15 protein-coding genes are annotated in these 18,775 nt (G+C 62.9%); 3 read left to right on the top strand and 12 right to left on the bottom strand.

Annotation, left to right across the window (positions count from 1 at the left end; all coding sequences use genetic code 11):
- From H7225_RS13190 to cyoA, 6 genes are all read right to left on the bottom strand, one after another.
- Positions 1-1,077, bottom strand: a 1,077-nt coding sequence (locus tag H7225_RS13190; protein ID WP_290662537.1) for a sensor histidine kinase, incomplete at its 3' end; no start/stop codon positions are given.
- A 19-nt stretch (positions 1,078-1,096) separates the two neighbouring features.
- Entirely contained in the window at positions 1,097-1,861 is a 765-nt protein-coding gene (locus tag H7225_RS13185) for an SURF1 family protein (RefSeq protein ID WP_290662535.1), read from the bottom strand.
- A 20-nt stretch (positions 1,862-1,881) separates the two neighbouring features.
- On the bottom strand, positions 1,882-2,298 hold the full coding sequence (gene cyoD / locus H7225_RS13180; RefSeq protein ID WP_290662533.1) for a cytochrome o ubiquinol oxidase subunit IV: 417 nt from the start codon (positions 2,296-2,298) through the stop codon (positions 1,882-1,884).
- Complete coding sequence (cyoC, locus tag H7225_RS13175; RefSeq protein ID WP_290662531.1) at positions 2,295-2,924, bottom strand: cytochrome o ubiquinol oxidase subunit III; 630 nt, start codon at positions 2,922-2,924, stop codon at positions 2,295-2,297. Before cyoC ends, cyoD begins: the two co-directional genes overlap by 4 nt.
- Positions 2,917-4,920, bottom strand: a complete 2,004-nt coding sequence (cyoB, locus tag H7225_RS13170; RefSeq protein WP_290662529.1) for a cytochrome o ubiquinol oxidase subunit I — start codon at positions 4,918-4,920, stop codon at positions 2,917-2,919. The genes cyoC and cyoB overlap by 8 nt, the downstream gene beginning before the upstream one ends.
- A gap of 34 nt (positions 4,921-4,954) precedes the next feature.
- Positions 4,955-5,992, bottom strand: coding sequence for a ubiquinol oxidase subunit II (gene cyoA, locus H7225_RS13165; protein WP_290662527.1), 1,038 nt, complete (start codon positions 5,990-5,992; stop codon positions 4,955-4,957).
- A 155-nt stretch (positions 5,993-6,147) separates the two neighbouring features.
- On the opposite strand from cyoA, the gene H7225_RS13160 reads away from it, so the two are divergent.
- Both H7225_RS13160 and H7225_RS13155 read left to right on the top strand, forming a co-directional pair.
- On the top strand, positions 6,148-7,476 hold the full coding sequence (locus H7225_RS13160; protein WP_290662525.1) for an MFS transporter: 1,329 nt from the start codon (positions 6,148-6,150) through the stop codon (positions 7,474-7,476).
- 160 nt (positions 7,477-7,636) lie between these two features.
- Positions 7,637-9,595: a carboxypeptidase-like regulatory domain-containing protein gene (locus H7225_RS13155; RefSeq protein ID WP_290662523.1), complete on the top strand. Its 1,959-nt coding sequence runs from the start codon at positions 7,637-7,639 to the stop codon at positions 9,593-9,595.
- 25 nt (positions 9,596-9,620) lie between these two features.
- Here H7225_RS13155 and H7225_RS13150 read toward each other — a convergent pair whose 3' ends face one another.
- Entirely contained in the window at positions 9,621-10,538 is a 918-nt protein-coding gene (locus H7225_RS13150) for a DHHA1 domain-containing protein (RefSeq protein WP_290662521.1), read from the bottom strand.
- Between the two features lie 98 nt (positions 10,539-10,636).
- Here H7225_RS13150 and H7225_RS13145 point away from each other — a divergent pair, with 98 nt between their 5' ends.
- Positions 10,637-12,364 (top strand): diguanylate cyclase, encoded by a 1,728-nt coding sequence (locus H7225_RS13145; protein WP_290662519.1) that lies wholly within the window; start codon positions 10,637-10,639, stop codon positions 12,362-12,364.
- Between the two features lie 10 nt (positions 12,365-12,374).
- Here the strand turns inward: H7225_RS13145 and H7225_RS13140 are convergent, their stop codons facing one another.
- The 5 genes from H7225_RS13140 to flgJ form a co-directional block, all read right to left on the bottom strand.
- The gene (locus H7225_RS13140) at positions 12,375-13,424 is read right to left on the bottom strand and encodes a serine/threonine protein kinase (protein ID WP_290662517.1); all 1,050 of its coding nucleotides are present in this window, start codon (positions 13,422-13,424) and stop codon (positions 12,375-12,377) included.
- Positions 13,425-13,472: 48 nt separating this feature from the next.
- Complete coding sequence (locus H7225_RS13135; protein ID WP_290662515.1) at positions 13,473-14,681, bottom strand: HDOD domain-containing protein; 1,209 nt, start codon at positions 14,679-14,681, stop codon at positions 13,473-13,475.
- 21 nt (positions 14,682-14,702) lie between these two features.
- Complete coding sequence (gene flgL, locus H7225_RS13130; RefSeq protein WP_290662513.1) at positions 14,703-15,926, bottom strand: flagellar hook-associated protein FlgL; 1,224 nt, start codon at positions 15,924-15,926, stop codon at positions 14,703-14,705.
- Between the two features lie 11 nt (positions 15,927-15,937).
- Complete coding sequence (flgK, locus tag H7225_RS13125) at positions 15,938-17,893, bottom strand: flagellar hook-associated protein FlgK (protein WP_290662511.1); 1,956 nt, start codon at positions 17,891-17,893, stop codon at positions 15,938-15,940.
- A 23-nt stretch (positions 17,894-17,916) separates the two neighbouring features.
- Positions 17,917-18,775 (bottom strand): flagellar assembly peptidoglycan hydrolase FlgJ (gene flgJ, locus H7225_RS13120; protein ID WP_290662509.1); only part of this gene is annotated, 859 nt, incomplete at its 5' end.

The following is an 18,775-nucleotide window of genomic DNA, read 5'->3' as shown; positions in this document are numbered from 1 at the left end:
TTCCAGCTTCAGGTGCTGTGATGCTTCCTGCGCGTTGTCGAGCACATTGCAGATGGTTTGCTTCAAGGCCGAGTCGGACACCATGGTCAGATCTTGGCCAAACTGGTTGTCGTAGATCAGGGCGGTGGCTGCACGCGTTGAGCGCCACTCGTCGACCAGTTCGTCCATGAAGGTGCAGACGGTGGTTTTTTCTGACGACTCGCCCCGTGCTTCGCCCGCCGACAGCAGGATGCCAGTCACGATGGCTTTGCAGCGCTGAACCTGGGCCTGCATTTCGTCGACCTCCTGCAGCAACTCGGGGTCGGAGGTGAAGGAAGGCAGGCGCGCCCAGTCACCCAGGATGACGGCCAGCGTGGCCAGTGGTGTGCCCAGCTCGTGCGCCGCGCCCGAGGCCAACAAACCCATGCGCACGATGTGTTCCTCTTCGGCCGCGCGTTGCCGCAGGTGGGCCAGGCGGGCATCGCGTTTGCGCAGGTTGCGGCTGATGCGCGTGATGAAGATCACCAGCAGTGCGGCATTGAGCGCAAAGCAAATCAGCATGCCCTGCATGTAGGGGCTGAACAGCCCCCGATCCTGCTCGGCTGGGATGGACAAAGGCACGCCGAACCAGGCCAGGCTGGCAAAGCAGGTGGCGGTGATCGCAAAGATGGTCCAGGTCGACCAGGCCTCCAGCAACAGTGCGGCCAACGTGACTTGCAACAGGTACAAAAATGCAAACGGATTGGTGGCCCCTCCGCTGAGGTAGAGCTGAGAGGTCAGCATGCTGACATCAACCAGCAGCGCGAAAAACAACTCGCCATTGGTGACCTCGCGGTGGGCGCGCCAATGTAATTGGCTGACCACGTTGAAAGCCACCAGGCAGGCCAGCACGGTCAGCAGGTGCTTGAGTGGCAGCTGGATGCCATAGCCGAAATACGCCGCCGCGATCGTGATGATCTGCCCGACGACCGCGATCCAGCGCAGCTGAATCAACAGCTGCATGTTCTTCAGCCCGGTGGCATGGTTGACGCCCCGAACTCTGGCGGCTGCGGGGGGCAGGCTCCCTTCGATCACTGAGGGTTCTGTCTGGCGTGGCATCTGTGCTTTCGTCGTCGGCCTAGCCCGTATTCTGATCCGTTTGGCGCAGCCTTTGTTCGTCGCGCCTGACATGCCAGGCAGCCCCGAGGACCATCAAGGCCAGGGCGTACCAGGTGATGGCGTACACGAGGTGGTTGTTCTGGAAGGCGATCACGGTCAGCCCGCCGACGGGCCACGCCGGCGAAGGGGCGGCTTGTGCATCCACGAAGTAGGGGGCGACGGGACCCAAGCCCTGGGCGGCGGCGATGGCCTGGACATCGCGCGAATACCAGCGTTGGGCGGCCGGGTCGTTGCGGCGCAGGAAGGCGCCAGGCGGCTCGCTCATGCGCAGCAGGCCCGTCACGGTGGTGGCCGCCTTCGGCTCGGTGGCTTCCCGGCTGGCGCGGGCACGATGCTCAAGCGGCACAAAGCCCCGGTTAATTACCACCACCGTGCCATCGGCCGACTTCAGCGGCGTCAAGACCCAGAAGCCGCTGCCCAAAGCCGTGACGGCTTGCACCAGAGTTTCTTGCTTGTGGAGGAAGGTGCCGCTGACCCGAACATGACGGTATTCGTCATTGGCCGCACTCTGCCGGGGCCACTGTGCGGGCCCGGGTGCGGCCACAGCCGGTGCGTTCACCCGCTGGTCGACCCGTTCGATCAGGTCAAGCTTCCAGAAAAGGCGCTTGACCTGCCAGGTGCCCAGGGCGGCAAAGCCGCCGAACACCAGGGCCGCGATGACCGCCAACGCGGTCAGCAGGCCCTTTGAGCGCGGACCACGCCGCTGAGTGTCAGCATCATCCATCGCCTGGTGATCTACTGGCCTCAAGGCATGTTCTTCATCTCGTGGATCGACATGGGCATCATGTTGGCGTTCATGTGGAACATCACCCACAGCGAGCCGCTCAAGGTGATCACCACCAGCACGATCGTGAAGATCAGGGCCAGCATGCTCCAGCCGCCTTCGGAGCGGGTGTTCATGTGCAGGAAGTAGATCATGTGCACAACGATCTGCACGGCGGCAAAGCCCAGCACGACCAAGGCCGTGGTGCTCGACTTGTCGAACACCTTGCCCATGACGAGCCAGAAGGGAATGGCCGTCAGGATGACCGACAGCACGAAGCCGATCGTGTATTCCTTCAGCGAGCCGTGGCTGGTGCCATCGTCATGGCCGTGGTGCTCATGGTCATCGTGAGCATGGTGGTGGGCGCTGGGCCCAGCGGATTCGGTATGCGCGCTCATGGCAGCACTCCCATCAGGTACACGAAGGTGAAGACGCCAATCCAGACCACGTCCAGAAAGTGCCAGAACATGGACAGGCACATCAGGCGGCGCGTGTTTTCAGTCGTCAGGCCCATCTTGCCGACCTGCACCATCAGCGTGATCAGCCAGATGATGCCGAAGGTCACGTGCAGGCCGTGGGTGCCCACCAGCGTGAAGAAGGCCGACAGGAAGGCGCTGCGTTGCGGGCCGGCGCCTTCGCTGATCAGGTGCGCGAACTCATACAACTCCAGCCCCAGGAAGGCGGCGCCGAACAAGCCGGTGATGCCCAACCACACCAAGGTGGCGCGCACATGCTTCTTCTGCATCTCCAGCATCGCGAAGCCATACGTGATCGACGACAGCAGCAGCATGGACGTGTTCAGCGCCACCAGCGGCAGGTTGAACAAGTCGGCGCCGGATGGGCCGGCGGCGTAGTTGCGGCCCAGCACACCGTAGACGGCGAACAGGCACGCAAAGATGAGGCAGTCACTCATCAGGTACAGCCAGAAGCCGAGCAGCGTGCCGTTCTCGGGGTGGTGCTCTTCGGCCACGTAGAAGCTGATGGGCTCCTGGGCGGTGGGGGAAAGGGTGGCGGTATTAGACATGGCTGCTCAGCAGGTGTGTACGTTCGGCCTCGGTGCGGGTCACCTCATCGACGGGGATGTAGTAGTCGCGCTTGTAGTTGAAGGTGTGGGCAATGGCCACGACCACGAGGGTGAGGAAGGACAAGGCGGCGGGCAGCCACATCTGCCAGATCATCGTGAAGCCGAAGGCGGCGCTCAGGCCAGCCAGGATGATGCCGGCGCCCGTGTTCTTGGGCATGTGGATCGGCAGGAAGCCGCCTTGGGGGCGCTCGTAACCGCGCTTCTTCATGTCCCACCACGCGTCGTTGTCATGGATGCGGGGCGTGAAGGCGAAGTTGTAGGCGGGTGGGGGTGACGAGGTCGACCATTCCAGCGTGCGGCCGTTCCACGGGTCACCCGTGTGGTCGCGCAACTGCTCGCGCTTCCTGAAGCTCACCACCAACTGGATCAGGAAGCAGGCGATGCCGATGGCGATCAGGCCGGCGCCGAAGGCCGCGATCTGGAACCAGATCTGCAGGGACGGGTCTTCGAAGTGGCTGGTGCGGCGGGTCACGCCCATGAAGCCCAAAACGTACAGCGGCGTGAAGGCGAACCAGAAGCCGGTCAACCAGAACCAGAACGAGCACTTGCCCCAAAACGGATCAAGCTTGTAGCCAAAGGCCTTGGGAAACCAGTAGGTGATGCCCGCCATCAGGCCGAACAGCACGCCTCCGATGATCACGTTGTGGAAGTGGGCGATCAGGAACAGGCTGTTGTGCAGCACGAAGTCGGCCGGGGGCACGGCCAGCATCACGCCGGTCATGCCGCCAATCACGAAGGTGACCATGAAACCGATGGTCCAGAGCATGGGCACCTCAAAGCGGATGCGGCCCTTGTACATCGTGAACAGCCAGTTGAAGATCTTGGCACCTGTCGGGATCGAGATGATCATCGTGGTGATGCCGAAGAAGCTGTTGACGCTGGCGCCGGAGCCCATGGTGAAGAAGTGGTGCAACCACACCAGGTAGGACAGGATCGTGATCACGATCGTGGCGTAGACCATGGAGGCGTAGCCGAAAAGTTTCTTGCCGCTGAACGTGGACACGACTTCAGAAAAGACGCCGAACACAGGCAGGATCAGGATGTAGACCTCTGGGTGGCCCCAGATCCAGATCAGGTTCACGTACATCATGGCGTTGCCGCCGAAGTCGTTCGTGAAGAAGTTGGTGCCCACGTAGCGGTCCAGCGACAGCAGGCCCAACACAGCCGTCAGCACAGGGAAGGCGGCCACGATCAGCACGTTGGTGCACAGCGCGGTCCAGGTGAAGATGGGCATCTTCATCAGGGTCATGCCGGGCGCGCGCATTTTCACGATGGTGGCCAGCAGGTTGATGCCCGACAGCAAGGTCCCGACCCCCGCTATCTGCAGTGACCAGATGTAGTAGTCGACCCCCACATCAGGGCTGTACAGGATGCCTGACAGCGGTGGGTAGGCCAGCCAGCCAGTGCGGGCGAATTCGCCCACGAACAGCGAAGCCATCACCAGGCCGGCGCCACTGGCGGTCATCCAGAAGCTGAAGTTGTTCAGGAAGGGAAAAGCCACGTCGCGGGCGCCGATCTGCAGCGGCACCACGAAGTTCATCAGGCCGGTGATCAGGGGCATGGCCACGAAGAAAATCATGATCACGCCGTGGGCTGTGAAGATTTGGTCGTAGTGGTGCGGAGGCAGGAAGCCGGCGTTGTCACCAAAGGCCATGGCCTGCTGGGCCCGCATCAACAGCGCATCGGAAAAGCCGCGCAACAGCATCACCAGCCCCAGGATGATGTACATGATCCCGATCTTTTTGTGGTCGATGCTGGTGAACCATTCCTTCCAGAGGTAGCCCCACAGCTTGAAGTAGGTCAGGGCGCCGACCACGGCCAGGCCGCCGAGGATGATGGCGGCAAAGGTGACCAGCAGGATGGGATCGTGGAGGGGAATCGCCGCCCAGCTGAGGCGGCCGAAGATGAGCTTCGTTAAATTAAGGTGGTCGAACATCATGGGTCCGGGTGGCAAAGGTGAAGCGGCGCGTTTAAAGCGGCTGGGCGACTGGCGTGGTCACGGCGCCGGTCAGGTTGTTGGTGGTGCACAGGGCGCCGACGTAGGTGCGGTTGGACTGGCTTGAGGCCACCAGGTTGAAGGTGCCAGGTTTGCCCTGGCCCCCGCGGGCATCGATGGCCATCATGTCTTTCATGCACATGCGCTTGTTTTCAACGCAGCGGTTCAGGATGGCGTCGTACAAGCCGGGTGCCACGTTGGCGTACAGGCGCACGGGTTCGCGCTCGCTGGGTTTTTCGAGGGCCAGGTACTTCTCGCGGCTCAGCTCGCCGCCGTTGGCTTTGGCGGTTTGCACCCATTTGTCGAAATCGGCCTGGCTCAGGCCATGGAACTTGAAGTGCATGCCCGAGAAGCCCGCGCCGCTGTAGTTGGCTGAAATGCCTTTGTATTCACCGGCCTTGTTGATGACCGCGTGCAGCTTGGTTTCCATGCCGGGCATGGCGTAGATCTGACCGGCCAGTGCGGGGATGAAAAAGGAGTTCATCACGGTGGAGGCGGTGATCTTGAACTGGATGGGGCGATCCACCGGGGCGGCCAACTCGTTCACGGTGGCAATGCCTTGCTCGGGGTAAAAGAACAGCCACTTCCAGTCCAGGGCCACGACTTCGACCACCAGGGGTTTGACGTCGGCCGCGACGGGCCTGCCGGCGGCCACACGTTGCAGAGGCCGGTAGGGATCAAGTGTGTGGGTGCTGATCCAGGTGACGGCGCCCAGCGCGATGATGATCAGCAGCGGTGCCGCCCAGATCACCAGTTCCAGGTGGGTGGAGTGGTCCCAATCAGGTGCGTACTCGGCTTCGGTGTTGGATTGCCGATATTTCCACGCGAACCACAAGGTCAAGATGATCACCGGGACGATGATCAGCAACATCAGCATGGTGGAGATCAGGATGAGGTCGCGCTGTTGCGCGGCCACGTCGCCTGAGGGGTTCATCACATCCGCTTTGCAGCCAGCCAGTAAGGCGAAGGCGAGGAGCAGGAGGGGGCCGCGAAGGTTCTTGAGGGAGAGCATTGCAGGGCAGACTGAGCGCGTAACCGCAGAAGCTTCAGAATCTACCCTTATTGACTTATGTTGGGTATTGGGCATTTTGTCCTATGGCGGCAATTCGTCAGAGGTGAGAACCTCGGGGTGTCCGCTTGAAAATTACATTCGAATCACGAGTACGCATGATGTCCAGCATCGATCAGACCTACCCCGAGCCTTCGTTGCAGCCCCAGCAGCGTGGCGTTGTCGCCGGTCACTCCGCCATTGCCCCAGGTGAAATTGCCATTGGTGTGGTCATTGGCCGTGCCTCTGAATATTTCGACTTCTTTGTCTACGGCATTGCTTCGGTGCTGGTGTTTCCCCAAGTGTTTTTTCCCTTTGAGAAGCAATTGGATGGGATCTTGTGGGCTTTTGTGATTTTTTCGTTCGCCTTCATCGCGCGTCCGTTCGGCACGGCCCTGTTCATGGCCATACAGCGTCGCTGGGGGCGTGGCACCAAATTGACGGCGGCCTTGTTCCTGCTGGGCATTTCAACCGCCGGCATGGCTTTCCTGCCGGGCTATGCCTCACTTGGGTTCCAGTCCATCGTGCTGCTGTCGATCTTCCGATTCATGCAAGGCATTGCGCTGGGCGGTTCGTGGGATGGCCTGCCCTCGTTGTTGGCCCTCAATGCCCCGGAAAACCGCCGGGGCTGGTACGCCATGCTGGGCCAGTTGGGCGCGCCCATCGGCTTTGCGATCGCCAGTGGCTTGTTCCTGTTCCTGCACGCGAACCTGTCGTCCGCTGACTTTTTGGACTGGGGCTGGCGCTATCCCTTCTACGTCGCTTTTGCCATCAACGTGGTGGCGCTGTTTGCCCGTTTGCGCCTGGTGGTGACCGAGGAGTACACCCAGCTGCTGGAAGAGCGCGAGCTGGAGCCCACCCGTGTGCTGGAACTGTTGCGCACGCAAGGCCACAACATCTTCATTGGTGCTTTTGCCGGTTTGGCCAGTTATGCCTTGTTCCACCTGGTGACGGTGTTTCCGCTGTCGTGGATCGCCTTGGGCAACACGCAATCCGTCAACGATGTACTGGTCATCCAGATCATTGGCGCCGGGATCGCGGTGTTGGGCATGATCGCGTCCGGCTTGATCGCCGACCGCATCGGTCGTCGTCAAACATTGGGTTTGGCGGCCAGCTCCATCGCCGTGCTGAGCGGTTTTGCCCCCACGTTGATGAGCGGCGGCCCGGTTGCCCAGGACCTGTTCATCCTGATGGGCTTTGCCTTGCTGGGCTTGTCTTATGGGCAGTCGGCCGGTGCAGTGACTTCCAACTTCTCGGCGAAGTACCGCTATGCCGGTGCGGCGCTGACCGCCGACTTCGCGTGGTTGGTGGGCGCTGCTTTCGCGCCCTTGGTAGCCCTGGGCTTGTCCGCCCATTTCGGCCTGGGCTACCTCAGCCTGTACCTGCTGTCGGGCGCGCTTTGCACCTTGTTGGCCTTGCGCCTGAACCGGGCGCTGGGCAACGCTTGATGGGCCGGTGATGTGGCCGGCGGACGCACCCGCCCTTGAAGGCCGCGTCTTCCGTGCAGAATTTGCACTCCCTTGCTCCTGGGGCTTCAGCATTTCAATGCGGTAACCGATATCCCTAGTGCTCAGCCATGCGCGGGCGTTTAACGGATAAGGAAGCCCCATGGTCAACTCAGTTTTAAAGCAATATCGTCAGCGCCTGCTGATGGGTGTCTCGTTCGCGGGATTGGGTCTGTTGTCGGCGTGCGGGGGCGGTGGTTCGTCGAACCCGGCCGCGGCCGCCGGGGGCTCATCGCCCAGCAACACCTTGTCGGGCACCGTGGCCGTGGGTGCGCCCATGGCCGATGCCCTGGTCCGCATTTTGGACTCGGCGGGCAATGTGGTCAGCTCCGGGGTGAGCGTGGACGCCGCGGGGGCCTTCACCGGCGTGACGCTCACGGGCACAGGCCCCTACCGCATTGAGGCTTGCGGCCACGTGGGCGACAACTACCGATGCGTGTATTCGGTGTCGCAAGGCGCGGGCGTGGCCAATGTGACGCCCTTGACCACCGCCGCTGTGCTGTTGGCCACTGGTGATTCTCCGGAAGACCTGATGAACGGTCCGGGCACTTCGCTGGATGCCACGAGCATCGCGGCGGCCCAGACCACGCTGCGAACCGGACTTGCGGGCATCCTGGCTGACGCTGGCGTGCCATCCAACTTTGACTTCATCAGTGGCGATTTGAGCGCGGGCACCCGCACCGGCTACGACCGCGTGCTGGACTCCGTTGGCGTCACGACCGGCGAGGCCAATTTGCCGTTCGTGCAGATCACCCCGCGCCTGGGCACCGGCAACCTGTACCTTGAATCGGGCGCAGCGCCCCAAGGCACCCTGACAGTGGACAGCCAAGCCGCCAGCGTCTCGCTGACGGGCATCGAAACCTTGTTCCAGAACATGTCGCTGGCCATGGCGAACGACACGGCCTGTCGTGCCAATTTGCCCGGGCTGCTGGCCACCACGGCGAGCATGAGCTTTGATGGGCCCAGTCCCGCGCAGGGCTCAAGTGATGTGGGCGCCCTGATGTGCGACTTCATCGGTACGAGCAATCAGGGGCCTGGTTTTGGCGTCTCATTCGTGAGCCCGACTCTGGGTCGTTGCGACCTGTCGGGCACCGATCCGATCTGTCGCGTGTCTTTTGTGTTGAAGCTTCAGGATGGCAGCCTGCAGTCCATCGGCGAAGAGATGGCGGTGGTTCGCCAAGCGCAGACCTGGAAGTTCAAAGGCGATGTGAACCCGATTGGCATTCACGCCAATGCGGCTTTGCAGCGCACCCAGACCTTTGACAGCAGTGGCGCTGTGGCCTTCACCGAGCATTCGCGCGCCTTCCAGTTCGACATCCAGGCCATCACGGGCCTGCAATGCGCCAAGGTCAGCCAGAAGGACGCGAGCGGTGCCGAGGTGCTGCTGGCCTACTACAAACGCTACAGCGGCTCGCCGCAGCGCCTGTCGGCCTGGCGTGATTCATCCAGCAATTTGCTGAGCAACCCAACGGATTCAGGTGGCCAGCTTCGCAGCAGCGACGACACCCAGATCCAGTTGCAGCCGGACGCGGGTGGCGATGCCGCCATCACCAACTTTTACCGGGGTGGCCGCACCGTCAAGGTCACGCTCTACACCGATGCCAACTGTTCAAGCGCGATGGTGCTGGATGGTCGCAGTGAATTCGAGGTTGACATGATGGGTGTGCCACCGCTGTCTGGCCGGATGGTTAACTTCCCATGGCCAACCCTGACGGACAGCACCGTGAGCAGCCTGCGCTCGCTCACCCTGGCCACGGGTGCATCGACGACCTTCAACGCCAGCTGGACCTTTGCCCGGGGCTACACCGGCTTGGATTCGGCGTCTTTTTGCTCTGACCGCCAATGTGGTGATCAGTCGAGCGCCCGGATCGGTGACCTGGGGTTCTCGTCGGCGGCCCAATCTGTGGCCGTGCCTTTGGCGAACCCCGGCAATGGCATCACCGTGACCGCCTCTGGCTTCAAGATGCTGGTGCTGTATGGCCGCACCGGCGAGGGCATGGGCGTGCAAAACAACTTCGTTTACTGCAGCGGCACCATCGACAGTTTCGGCCAATGCCATTGATGGAGCCAATGGCAGGCCGTGTTCATCAGGGCTGGGTCTGAAAGGTCCCGGTCAGCAACTCGGGCAGGCGGTCCACGCCCATCTTGAAGCCACAGGCCTGGGCGTGCCCGCCACCGCCCATGGACTCGGCCAGCGGGATGACGTTGTAAGGGCGCAGCCCGCGCAGGCTGACTTTGACGATGCCATCCTTGCTGTAGTTCCACAGCAGGGCATAGGTGCCGCATTGGGTGGCGAGCAGGTCGCCCACCTCGCTGCTGAAAGCGCCAGGGCAGTTGACCATCAAGCCGCTTTCGCCATTGAAGGTGACGGGCATGGCGTTGCGGGCGATGTCGTGGCACAGGCTCATGAACTTCTCGTTCATCGCGCCGCCACGCTCGCGGAAGGCGACGGTTTGTGCTGGGGTGAAGGCCGCGATCTCGGCCCAGCGCGGGAACTCGAAGGCTTCCATGTCGAGTGCGGCCAGGAAGGCGGCGCTTTCCGGGTATTGCCAGGTCCAGATGTCGCGGTCTTCCACGAAGCGGACCAGGTCGGGGATGGGCTGGTCGCGCTGAAAGAACTGCCAGCCGAGTTTGGCGCCCGACTGTGTCATGTCGAAATGCACGATGCCGCAGCGGCACTGGAAGGTGCCCAACTTGTCGGCGGCGCTTTTGTGGTGGTCCAGCATGACCAGCTTGGATGCGACATCGTCGATGCCCTGCAAGATCTCGGCCGAAAACGAAAAGTCCAGGATGTAGACCGGGCGATCCTTCAGATCGGGCAGCTCGGACACCTGCTGGATTTTGCCGTGGCCCAGGCCCAGGTACTCGCCCCGGCCCTCAAAGAACAGCCAGGCGGCCAGGGCGGCGGCAAAGCCGTCGGCGCACTTGTCGTGGTAAATCACCAGCGGATTGGCCTCGGTGGGGTCAGGCTGGATGGCGAGGCTGGTGAAAAGTCCGTTGGTCATGGTGGCGATGTCGGCTGAATGTGTGCGATACGCCGATGCTAAGGGCTGGTTGGCGACAAGGGCACTCAAGTGCGGCATTCACATGACGATATTGCCGGATGGACCCAACCTCACTCGCCATCGCCATCGCCATGCCTGCCACTGCCCACCATGACCGCGTCACGATCAACACGGGCACCTGGGGTGTCTGGCTGCTGAGCGACCACTGGAAGCAGCGCGTGCGCATCCTGCGCTGCCTGGGCGGTGGATTGGTTTACCTGCTGGTGTGCCTGCTGATGAACTGGGTGGTCGGCCATGGCTACTTGCCCGCAGGCCCGGTGCTGGCCATCAGTGGTGCCATCGCAGTGACCATGGCCGTGTTTTACGCGGTGCTGCGCAGCAACATGAATCTGCGCTTTCGGGATGCCTCGCTGACCATGCCCCAGATGGTGATGGCGGTGACTTATGCCTCGTGGACTTACACCATGGGCGGGCCCGCCCGGGATGTGATGTTGTTCGTCCTGGCGCCTTTGCTGCTCTACGGGTTTCGCTACCTTCGACCTTTGCAGGTGCGCCTGCTCAGTGCCTACGCGATCGTGGCCATGGGCGCGGCCATGGTGTGGCTGTTGCATGCCCATCCGCACACCTATGACATGGCCCAGGAGCTGTTGCGCTTCATGCTGCTGGCCGTGATTGGCGTGACCTTGTCGCAGTTCACCAAGAACGATGGCGAGGAAACCTCTGGCTTCCTGCTGACTTTGATGCACCTGGTGTTCTCCAGCGACCCCAAGCAGCGCTTGCGCATCCAACGCTCCATGGTGGCCGCGGTGAATTTCGTGATTTGCACGGCAGTGCTGGCCTACTCGGTCAGCGTGGGTGCCGTGAACGAGACCGCGGGCTGGGCGCTGGGCATCTACATGATGGGCAATTGCCTGCTGTTCTACACCTTGCTGCGCAGTGGCTTCAACCTGCGTTTTGCCGACCCATCGCTGACCTTGCCGCAAATCATGGTGGCCATCACCTGCGTGGTGGGCGCCTATGCCATTCTGGAAGAATCGCGCGGCGCCAGTCTGATGTTGCTGGTGCTGGTGCTGGTTTTCGGCTTGTTCAACCTGACGGCGTTACAGGCCAGATTGGCGGCCTTCTTTGCCCTGGTGGCGCAGGGCTTGACCATGCTGGCCATGAATGCGCTGGAACCTGGCCGCTACCCGGTGCGCCAGGAGTTGATCCACTTTCTGTTTGCCTGCACCACCTTGCCCACGATTTCGCTGCTGGCGGGGCAACTCAGCGACCTGCGATCCCGCCTGCGGGCGCGCAAGGAAGAGCTGGCCATCGCGGTGGAGCGCATCCAGACACTGGCCACGCGCGATGAATTGACGGGGCTTTTCAATCGCCGCCACATGGTGGAGACGCTGTCCTTGCAGAAGAGGTTCAGCGACCGGGGCGGGCGGGTGTTCTGCATCGGCATCCTGGACATCGACCACTTCAAGCGCGTGAACGACACGCATGGCCATGGTGCGGGCGATGAGGTGCTGCGCAACTTTGCCCACAACGTGCAGCAAGAGTTGCGCGAGTCAGACGTCATCGCCCGCTGGGGTGGCGAGGAGTTTTTGCTGATGTTGACCGAGTGCCGCGTAGGCCAGGCGGACGCGATGATGGAGCGGGTTCGCGAGGTGGTCAACCACAAGCTGATGTGCCCCGAGTACCCGGAACTGCACATCCGCTTCTCGGTCGGTTTGGCCGAGCAGCGCTTTGACGAAGAAGTAGCCGACACCATTGAGCGTGCCGATCAGGCGCTTTACCGGGCCAAACGCGCTGGCCGCAATCGCACGGTATTGGCCAGTTGAGCGGCGCGATTCACCAGTCTTCTTCATCCACCATGGGGCGGCCTGGCTGGCTGTCCTGCATCAGTTCAATCTGCTGGCGCAACAACTGCGATTGCTCGCTCCAGTAGGCCGAGGTGCCAAACCAGGCGAAGGCCGCCGGGAAGGCGGGGTCGGCCCAGCGCCGGGCCAGCCAGGCGCTGTGGTGGATGATGCGCAGGGTGCGCAGCGGCTCGATCAGTGTCAGCTCGCGCCAGTCAAAATCGGCAAACGATTCGTAGCCCGACAGCAATGAATGCAGTTGTTGCTGGCGCTCTTGATGATCGCCGCTGAGCAGCATCCACAGGTCTTGCACGGCGGGGCCCATGCAGGCATCGTCCAGGTCCACAAAATGCGGGCCTTCGGGCGTCCACAGCACATTGCCGACGTGGCAGTCGCCATGCAGGCGGCGCAGGCGCAGGCCATCAATGCGGTCGAAGGCAGCTTGGGCCAGGTCCAGCGCCCGGTCGGCGACCGACAGCCACACAGCGCGTTGGTCATCGGTGACCACCTTGTGCTCGACCAGCCAGTCGCGCGCGGCGCGGCCAGTGGTGGCCACGCTCAAGGTGGTGCGGTGCTTGAATTTTTTGGCGGCGCCCACGGTGTGCAGGCGGGCCAGGAAACGGCCCAGGCGCTCCAGCACGGCGGGGTCTTCCAGTTCGGGCGAGCGACCACCTTTGCGGGGGGTCACGGCCACGCGGATGTCGCCCAGCACGCCCAAGGTGGCGGGCTGGCCGATGCAGCGCACGGCGGCGTCGACCTCCAGGTCGGCGATCAAGGGCAGCGGTGCCACGGCGGGCACCTCGGCGTCCATCAGCTCCTGAGCGAAGGCGTGCTCTTCGAGGATCTGTGCATCGGTCCAGCGGCCCGAGCGGTAGAACTTGGCGATGACGTAGCCGGCGTCTTCCAGACCGATCTGAAAGACGCGGTTTTCGTAGGAGTTGAGCTGCAGCAGGCGGCCATCACTGAAGACGCCCGCGGCTTGCAGGGCGTGGAGGACCGCGTCAGGGGTGAGGTTGGCGTAGGGGGTGTCCGATGAGGTCATGCCGCATCTTACGAGCCCCAGACTCGGGGTGCCGCGCTTCTTTCGCGTTCAGTCGAGTTGCGAGCTGGCGCTCATGGCGCGCAGCATGGCGCTGTTGACGTCGCCAAAGCTCATCATCAAAGCGTCGGCGCTTTCGCGGATCTCGGCCAGGGTCTGGCCTTCCATGGCTTTGACGAGGTTGATGTAGGGCGCGTACGGGCCGGTGCCATCGACCAGCACCTGGTAGACGCGCTCGGGTACCGGGATGGTTTTGAGCAACTCGCTGAAGGGCTGGCGGAACATGCGGTCCAGCAGCGAAAACACACCACAGATGAACAGTTCGTTGCTCAGTTCGCCATCGCCGCTGCCGCGCGCGAGTTCTTCCATCAGCAGGCCGCGCCGCACGGCGGCGAACATCACCGGGCGCATGTTGGGGTCTTTGCTGGCGGTGGCCAGCAGCAGGGCCAGCCATCGCTTGAGGCGCTGGTAGCCCAGGATCATGATGGCGTGGCGGAAGGAGCTGATCTCGACCGACAGGCCGAAGGCGGGCGAGTTGATGAAGCGCATCAGCTTGTAGGCCAGCGGCGGGTCGCGCTTGAGGGTGCGTTCAAGGTCCTCGATGTCGGCCTGTTTGTGGACTTGGTCGATGAGCATCACGATGACCTGCAAGGCCGGCTGGTCGGTGGGGCGGGTGGAGACCTCGATGGCATCGTCGATGGGCCAGCCCAGCACGGCGGTGGCGCCACGGCGGAAGGCGTTTTCCATGGACTCGACCGTGCGGATGCCGGACTGCACATGCCCGATGGTGCGGATGATGCTTTCGGGGCTGGCGTTGCTGATGCCGGTGTAGGGATCGACGCGGCGGTCGTCGTCGTAGTCGATGATCGAGTACTTGAAGCAGGGCAGCACTTCACGCGGCAATTCGCGCAAGGGGCGGCCTTTGAGCAGCAGCAGGTTGCCATTGGCGTGCAGCGTGCAGATCGGGGCAATGCTCTCAGGCTCGCAGGCCATGAAGGAGGGGATCTCCATCAGGATGTGCGTGGCCGGTTGCGCGGCAATCAGGTCGTGCAGCAGGCCTTCGCTCAGCACGTTCAGCCAGATTTGCGGGCCGCCGACGGGCCAGGCCTCGCCCACCGCCGACAGCAGTGCGGCCGAGTCCAGTCCGACGCCCTGGTTGAGCGGGAACACAGTCAGGCGCGTGGCGGTGACGCTGCGGTTGCGGTCGATGACCGGGCAGTAGGCCAGGGCAATCTGACCGAGGATGGTGTGGTCTGTCATGGGCAGTGATTCCCTTGTGGGTCAGCCATTGATGTACTGGAACAGCGACAATTTTTGGACCATCGCATAACTCTTCAGCGCGGCGTCGTAACCGGTTTGCTGGTTCTGGAACTTGGAGATGGCCGTGACCATGTCCAGGTCTTCGGCGTTGGAGCGCTCGGTTTCGGCCGCCAGCTTGGAGGCGCTGATGCGGCCTTCGATGCTGTCCATGCGGTTCAGGCTTTCGCCGACGGCCGAGCGCGCGGCGCCAACGTTGCCCAGGATGCTGTCCAGGTTGCTCAAGCCCCGGTTCACCGCCTGCATGACTTGGCCGCTGCCTTGGTTGTTGGTGGTGAGCGATTTGATGGCCGAGTCCATGGCATCGAACACGCTCAGGTCATTGGTGGACTGGTCGACGGTGAAGTTGTCGGCGTTGGCCGGCTGGCCGGTCACCGCGAAGGACATGCCATCGATCACGATGGCCTTGCCACTCGCGTACGGCACGTCGGTCAGCGTGGTGCCACCGCCATCTTTGGTGACGCTGTAGGTGGTCACGCCCGCAGTGACGGTGAAGGCGACGGCGTACTGCGGTGGCGTGCTGCCGGGCGCGGCCGGGTAGGGCAGGGCGCTGGGTGAGGTGACCACGCCGGCGGTGATCCACCCCGCTCCGGTGTTGGTGCTGGCGGGGTTGGTTTCGTAGACGCCATTGCCCGTTTTGGACTTCAGCCAAGTCTGGTCGCCATCCACCGTGAGGGTCAAGGTTTCACCGGCGGCCGCCTGCACTTGCCCGCCCTGCCCGACAAACTGAACGCCACTGGTGGTGTCCAGGAAGGGGGGGGTGGCCGAGCCTTGGCCGCCAAACACGAAGCCGCCGCTGCCATCCGAACGGTTGGCAATGGAGAGGATCTGGTCACGGATGTTCTTGAGTTTGATGGCCAGGGCCTCGCGCTCCTTGTCGGTGTAGCTGCCATTGCCGGCCGCCACCATGGATTCGCGGGCGGTTTGCAGCAGGCTCACGGCATCACCAATGGCCGATTCACTCAGTTGCATGACGTTGCGGCTGGCGTCCAGAGAGCGCTGATTGGCGTCGTCGCGCGAGATGCTGGCCAGGGCGCGTTCTGCACGCGCGGCGCCGATGGGGTCGTCGCTGGCAAGGTTGACCCTTTTGCCCGAGGTGAGCTGCATCTGCGATTGCGACATTTCGCTTTGGCGTTTTTGCAGGTTGTCGATCGAAGAGTCGAAGCTGTGGGCGGTGCTGATGCGCATGACGAGGCTCCTTATCGGGTGATGCTGAGCAGGGTGTCGAACACCGACTGCGCCACTTGCAGGATCTTGGCCGCGGCCTGATAGCCCTGCTGAAACTGGATGAGTCGGGCGGCTTCCTCGTCGAGGTTGACGCCCGTCTTGTTGGTCAACAACTCTTGCGAGTTGGCGGCCAGTGTGCTTGAGATGGTGGCCGATGTCTTGGCATCTTGCACCCGCACACCGATGCTGCCAATGACTTGTGAGTAAGCATTGGTGATGGTGTTGCCGGGCGCGGTGCCCCTCGCGCCCTGGTTGATGCGGCCCACGATGTCTTCATCGCGCAAGGCCAGCAGTGACAAGGCATTGCCATTGTTGGAGGTGGGGTACAGGGTGGGGGCCACGCCGACGGTGTCGCCATTCTTGGGCACGCCATTGAGGCTCAACTCGAATCCGTTGTACTTGATGGGCGAGCCGGGCTGCCAGGTGCCTGAGGACAGCACCGCGCCGCCAGAGTCGCGGATTTCATAGTCCCGGCCCGAGCCCGAGCCCGATGCGACGGTGAATGCGACCGTGACCGCGTCGTAAGGCGTGCCTGGCGTGGCGGTGATGCGCAGCGAGGCCACCGTTGCGGTGCCCGTGTTGGCCGTGCCCAAGGTGCCATTCACGGGCGATGCCGCGGCGATGCCAACGGGCTTGTCCAGCACCCGCTTCATGTTGAGCGCGGCATTGCCCACCGGGCGCAGCATGAACTTGTCGCCGCTGGCGATGGTGGCCGCGTCGATGTTGATGCGAAAGCCATCGACCACGTCACCATCGGCCACCGAGGTGACGGTGCTGTCGCTCAGGCGGGTCAGCTGGTAGCTGCCGGGGGTGCTGGGGTTTTCTACCAAGTTGTAGTCGCTGGCCTGCAGTTCACGCGCATCGACCACCGTCATGGTGACGGGGGGGGAGGCGGTGGACGAGGTGTTCCTGTTGGAGGGCAGAACCTGCGGTGAGCCGACGCTGAAGATGGCCGCGCCGGCCGAAGCCGGGACGCCCAGGTCCAGGCCAAATGACTGCTGCTGGTTGACGCGCCAGCTCAAGGCCGAGGCCATCTGACCCAGCAGGTTTCGGGCAGCGGGAATGTCTTCGTTCTGAACCTTCAGCAGGCCGGCCAGGGTGCCTCCGGTGAGCAGGCTTTCGTCCAGCGTGTGCTGGTTGTTGCTCGAGCCGATGGTGATGCGGCCCTGGGTGGCATCGTACTGGTCGGCTTGCACGCCCAGGATGGAAGCCTGGTTGCTGAGCACCAGTTGCTGGCCGCCGCCGATGAACACGCTGATCGAGCCATCGTCGGCAGCCACGGTGGAGACTTGGATCTTCTCGGACAGGTTCTTGACCAGCAAGTCGCGCTGGTCCATCAGGTCATTGGGCTCGTGGCCCAGGCCTTTGACCGAGGCGATATTCTGGTTCATGTCGGCGATGCGCGCGGCCAGCGAGTTGATCTCGGCCACGGTCGCCCTCATGTCGGACAGCGTGCCGCCCTGCAAGTCGTTCAGCTGGGTGCTGGCGGTGCTCATGCGGCTGGCCAGTTCGGTGGCCTTGGACAAGACCACCTGGCGGGCGGACAGGTCTTGCGGCTGATTGGCCACATCGACGAAGGCGTTCAGCATCTGGCCGGCGGCATAGCCAATGCCCGACGCGCCGGTCGACAAGGTTTTTTCAAGTTGCGTGAGCTTGTCCAGCCGCGTCTGGTCGGCGGAGGCGATGGACAGGTTGTTGTTGTAATCCCGGGCCAGCAAGGAATCGGAGGCGCGGCTGACCGTGTCGATCTTGACGCCACGCCCATAAAAGCCGGCGCCCGTGTAGCGACCGCCTTCGGTGGACAGCTGCACCTCCTGGCGCGAGTAGCCTTCGGTGCTGGCATTGCTGATGTTGTGGGCAATCGTGTCCAGCTTCGCCTGGTTGGCGAACATGGCACGTGTGCCGAGGGTGAGCAGTCCTGAACCCATGGTGGTACTTCTCCGTCAGCGGGTCACGTCACCGAACGTTGCAGGCGCAGCGTGGTGTTGATGACCTTGGTGAGCTTGTCGGCATAGGCAGGGTCCGTGGCGTAGCCGGCTTTCTGCAGTCCGCGCGCGAAGCCTTGTGCGGTGTCGGCCTGGGCCACAGTTTGACTGTAGCGGGGGCTTTGGCTCAGCAGCTTGGCATGGTCCTTGAAGGCGTCTTCATAAGAGTCATAAGCCCGGAATTTGGCCGTGACTTTGCGGGCCACACCGCCAATGTATTCGGTGGTGGTGACCTCGGCCACCTTGCCGGTCCAGCTCGAGTTGGCCTTGATGCCAAACAGGTTGTTGCTGGAGGTACCGTCGGCCATCTTGGGCTGATGCTTGCCCCAGCCGGATTCCAGGGCGGCCTGGCCCAGGATGTGGTTGGCGGGGATGCCGGTAGCGGCTTCGGCGGCCTTGGCATCGGCCTGGTGCTGGCGCACAAACTGCTCGGAGTTGCTCAGCTTGCGGGTGCTGGCGGCCGAAGCACTGCCGGCGGCCGAGGCCGGTGCGATGGCCGCAGTGGCGCTGTCGCCGGCCGGCAAGGGCAGCTTGCCAATGCTCAGGTCGCCCAAGCCCTTGAAGGGGCTGATGGGGGTGTCGGCCGAGGCATCGGCCCCACCCAGCTGGCGTTGCAGCTGTTTGATGATCATGTCGCTGAGTCCGCCGGGCAGGCCGCTCATCTGCTGGGCCCGCTGGCTGTCCAGCATGTTGGTGCCCATCTCGGTGCCCGAGTTTTCAAGCATGCCGCTGTTCATGGTGGTGGAGCGCATGCTTTTCATGAGCTCCTGCATGAACAGGCTTTCCAGCTGCTTGGCGGTGTCCTTGATCGCGCTTTTCTGGTCC

Source organism: Aquabacterium sp. (genome assembly GCF_014378415.1).
Lineage (GTDB): Bacteria > Pseudomonadota > Gammaproteobacteria > Burkholderiales > Burkholderiaceae_C > Aquabacterium.
Note: the sequence above shows the minus strand (reverse complement) of the source record. Positions and strands in the feature narration are given on the sequence as shown.

Bases quoted from the DNA above. Each gene is read 5' to 3' on its own strand.
- H7225_RS13135 (WP_290662515.1), bottom strand. From the start codon at position 14,681: ATGACAGACCACACCATCCTCGGTCAGATTGCCCTGGCCTACTGCCCG.
- H7225_RS13160 (WP_290662525.1), top strand. From the start codon at position 6,148: ATGATGTCCAGCATCGATCAGACCTACCCCGAGCCTTCGTTGCAGCCC.
- flgL (WP_290662513.1), bottom strand. From the start codon at position 15,926: ATGCGCATCAGCACCGCCCACAGCTTCGACTCTTCGATCGACAACCTG.
- H7225_RS13150 (WP_290662521.1), bottom strand. From the start codon at position 10,538: ATGACCAACGGACTTTTCACCAGCCTCGCCATCCAGCCTGACCCCACC.
- cyoC (WP_290662531.1), bottom strand. From the start codon at position 2,924: ATGTCTAATACCGCCACCCTTTCCCCCACCGCCCAGGAGCCCATCAGC.
- cyoD (WP_290662533.1), bottom strand. From the start codon at position 2,298: ATGAGCGCGCATACCGAATCCGCTGGGCCCAGCGCCCACCACCATGCT.
- H7225_RS13145 (WP_290662519.1), top strand. From the start codon at position 10,637: ATGGACCCAACCTCACTCGCCATCGCCATCGCCATGCCTGCCACTGCC.
- cyoA (WP_290662527.1), bottom strand. From the start codon at position 5,992: ATGCTCTCCCTCAAGAACCTTCGCGGCCCCCTCCTGCTCCTCGCCTTC.
- H7225_RS13155 (WP_290662523.1), top strand. From the start codon at position 7,637: ATGGTCAACTCAGTTTTAAAGCAATATCGTCAGCGCCTGCTGATGGGT.
- H7225_RS13185 (WP_290662535.1), bottom strand. From the start codon at position 1,861: ATGGATGATGCTGACACTCAGCGGCGTGGTCCGCGCTCAAAGGGCCTG.
- flgK (WP_290662511.1), bottom strand. From the start codon at position 17,893: ATGGGTTCAGGACTGCTCACCCTCGGCACACGTGCCATGTTCGCCAAC.
- H7225_RS13140 (WP_290662517.1), bottom strand. From the start codon at position 13,424: ATGACCTCATCGGACACCCCCTACGCCAACCTCACCCCTGACGCGGTC.
- cyoB (WP_290662529.1), bottom strand. From the start codon at position 4,920: ATGTTCGACCACCTTAATTTAACGAAGCTCATCTTCGGCCGCCTCAGC.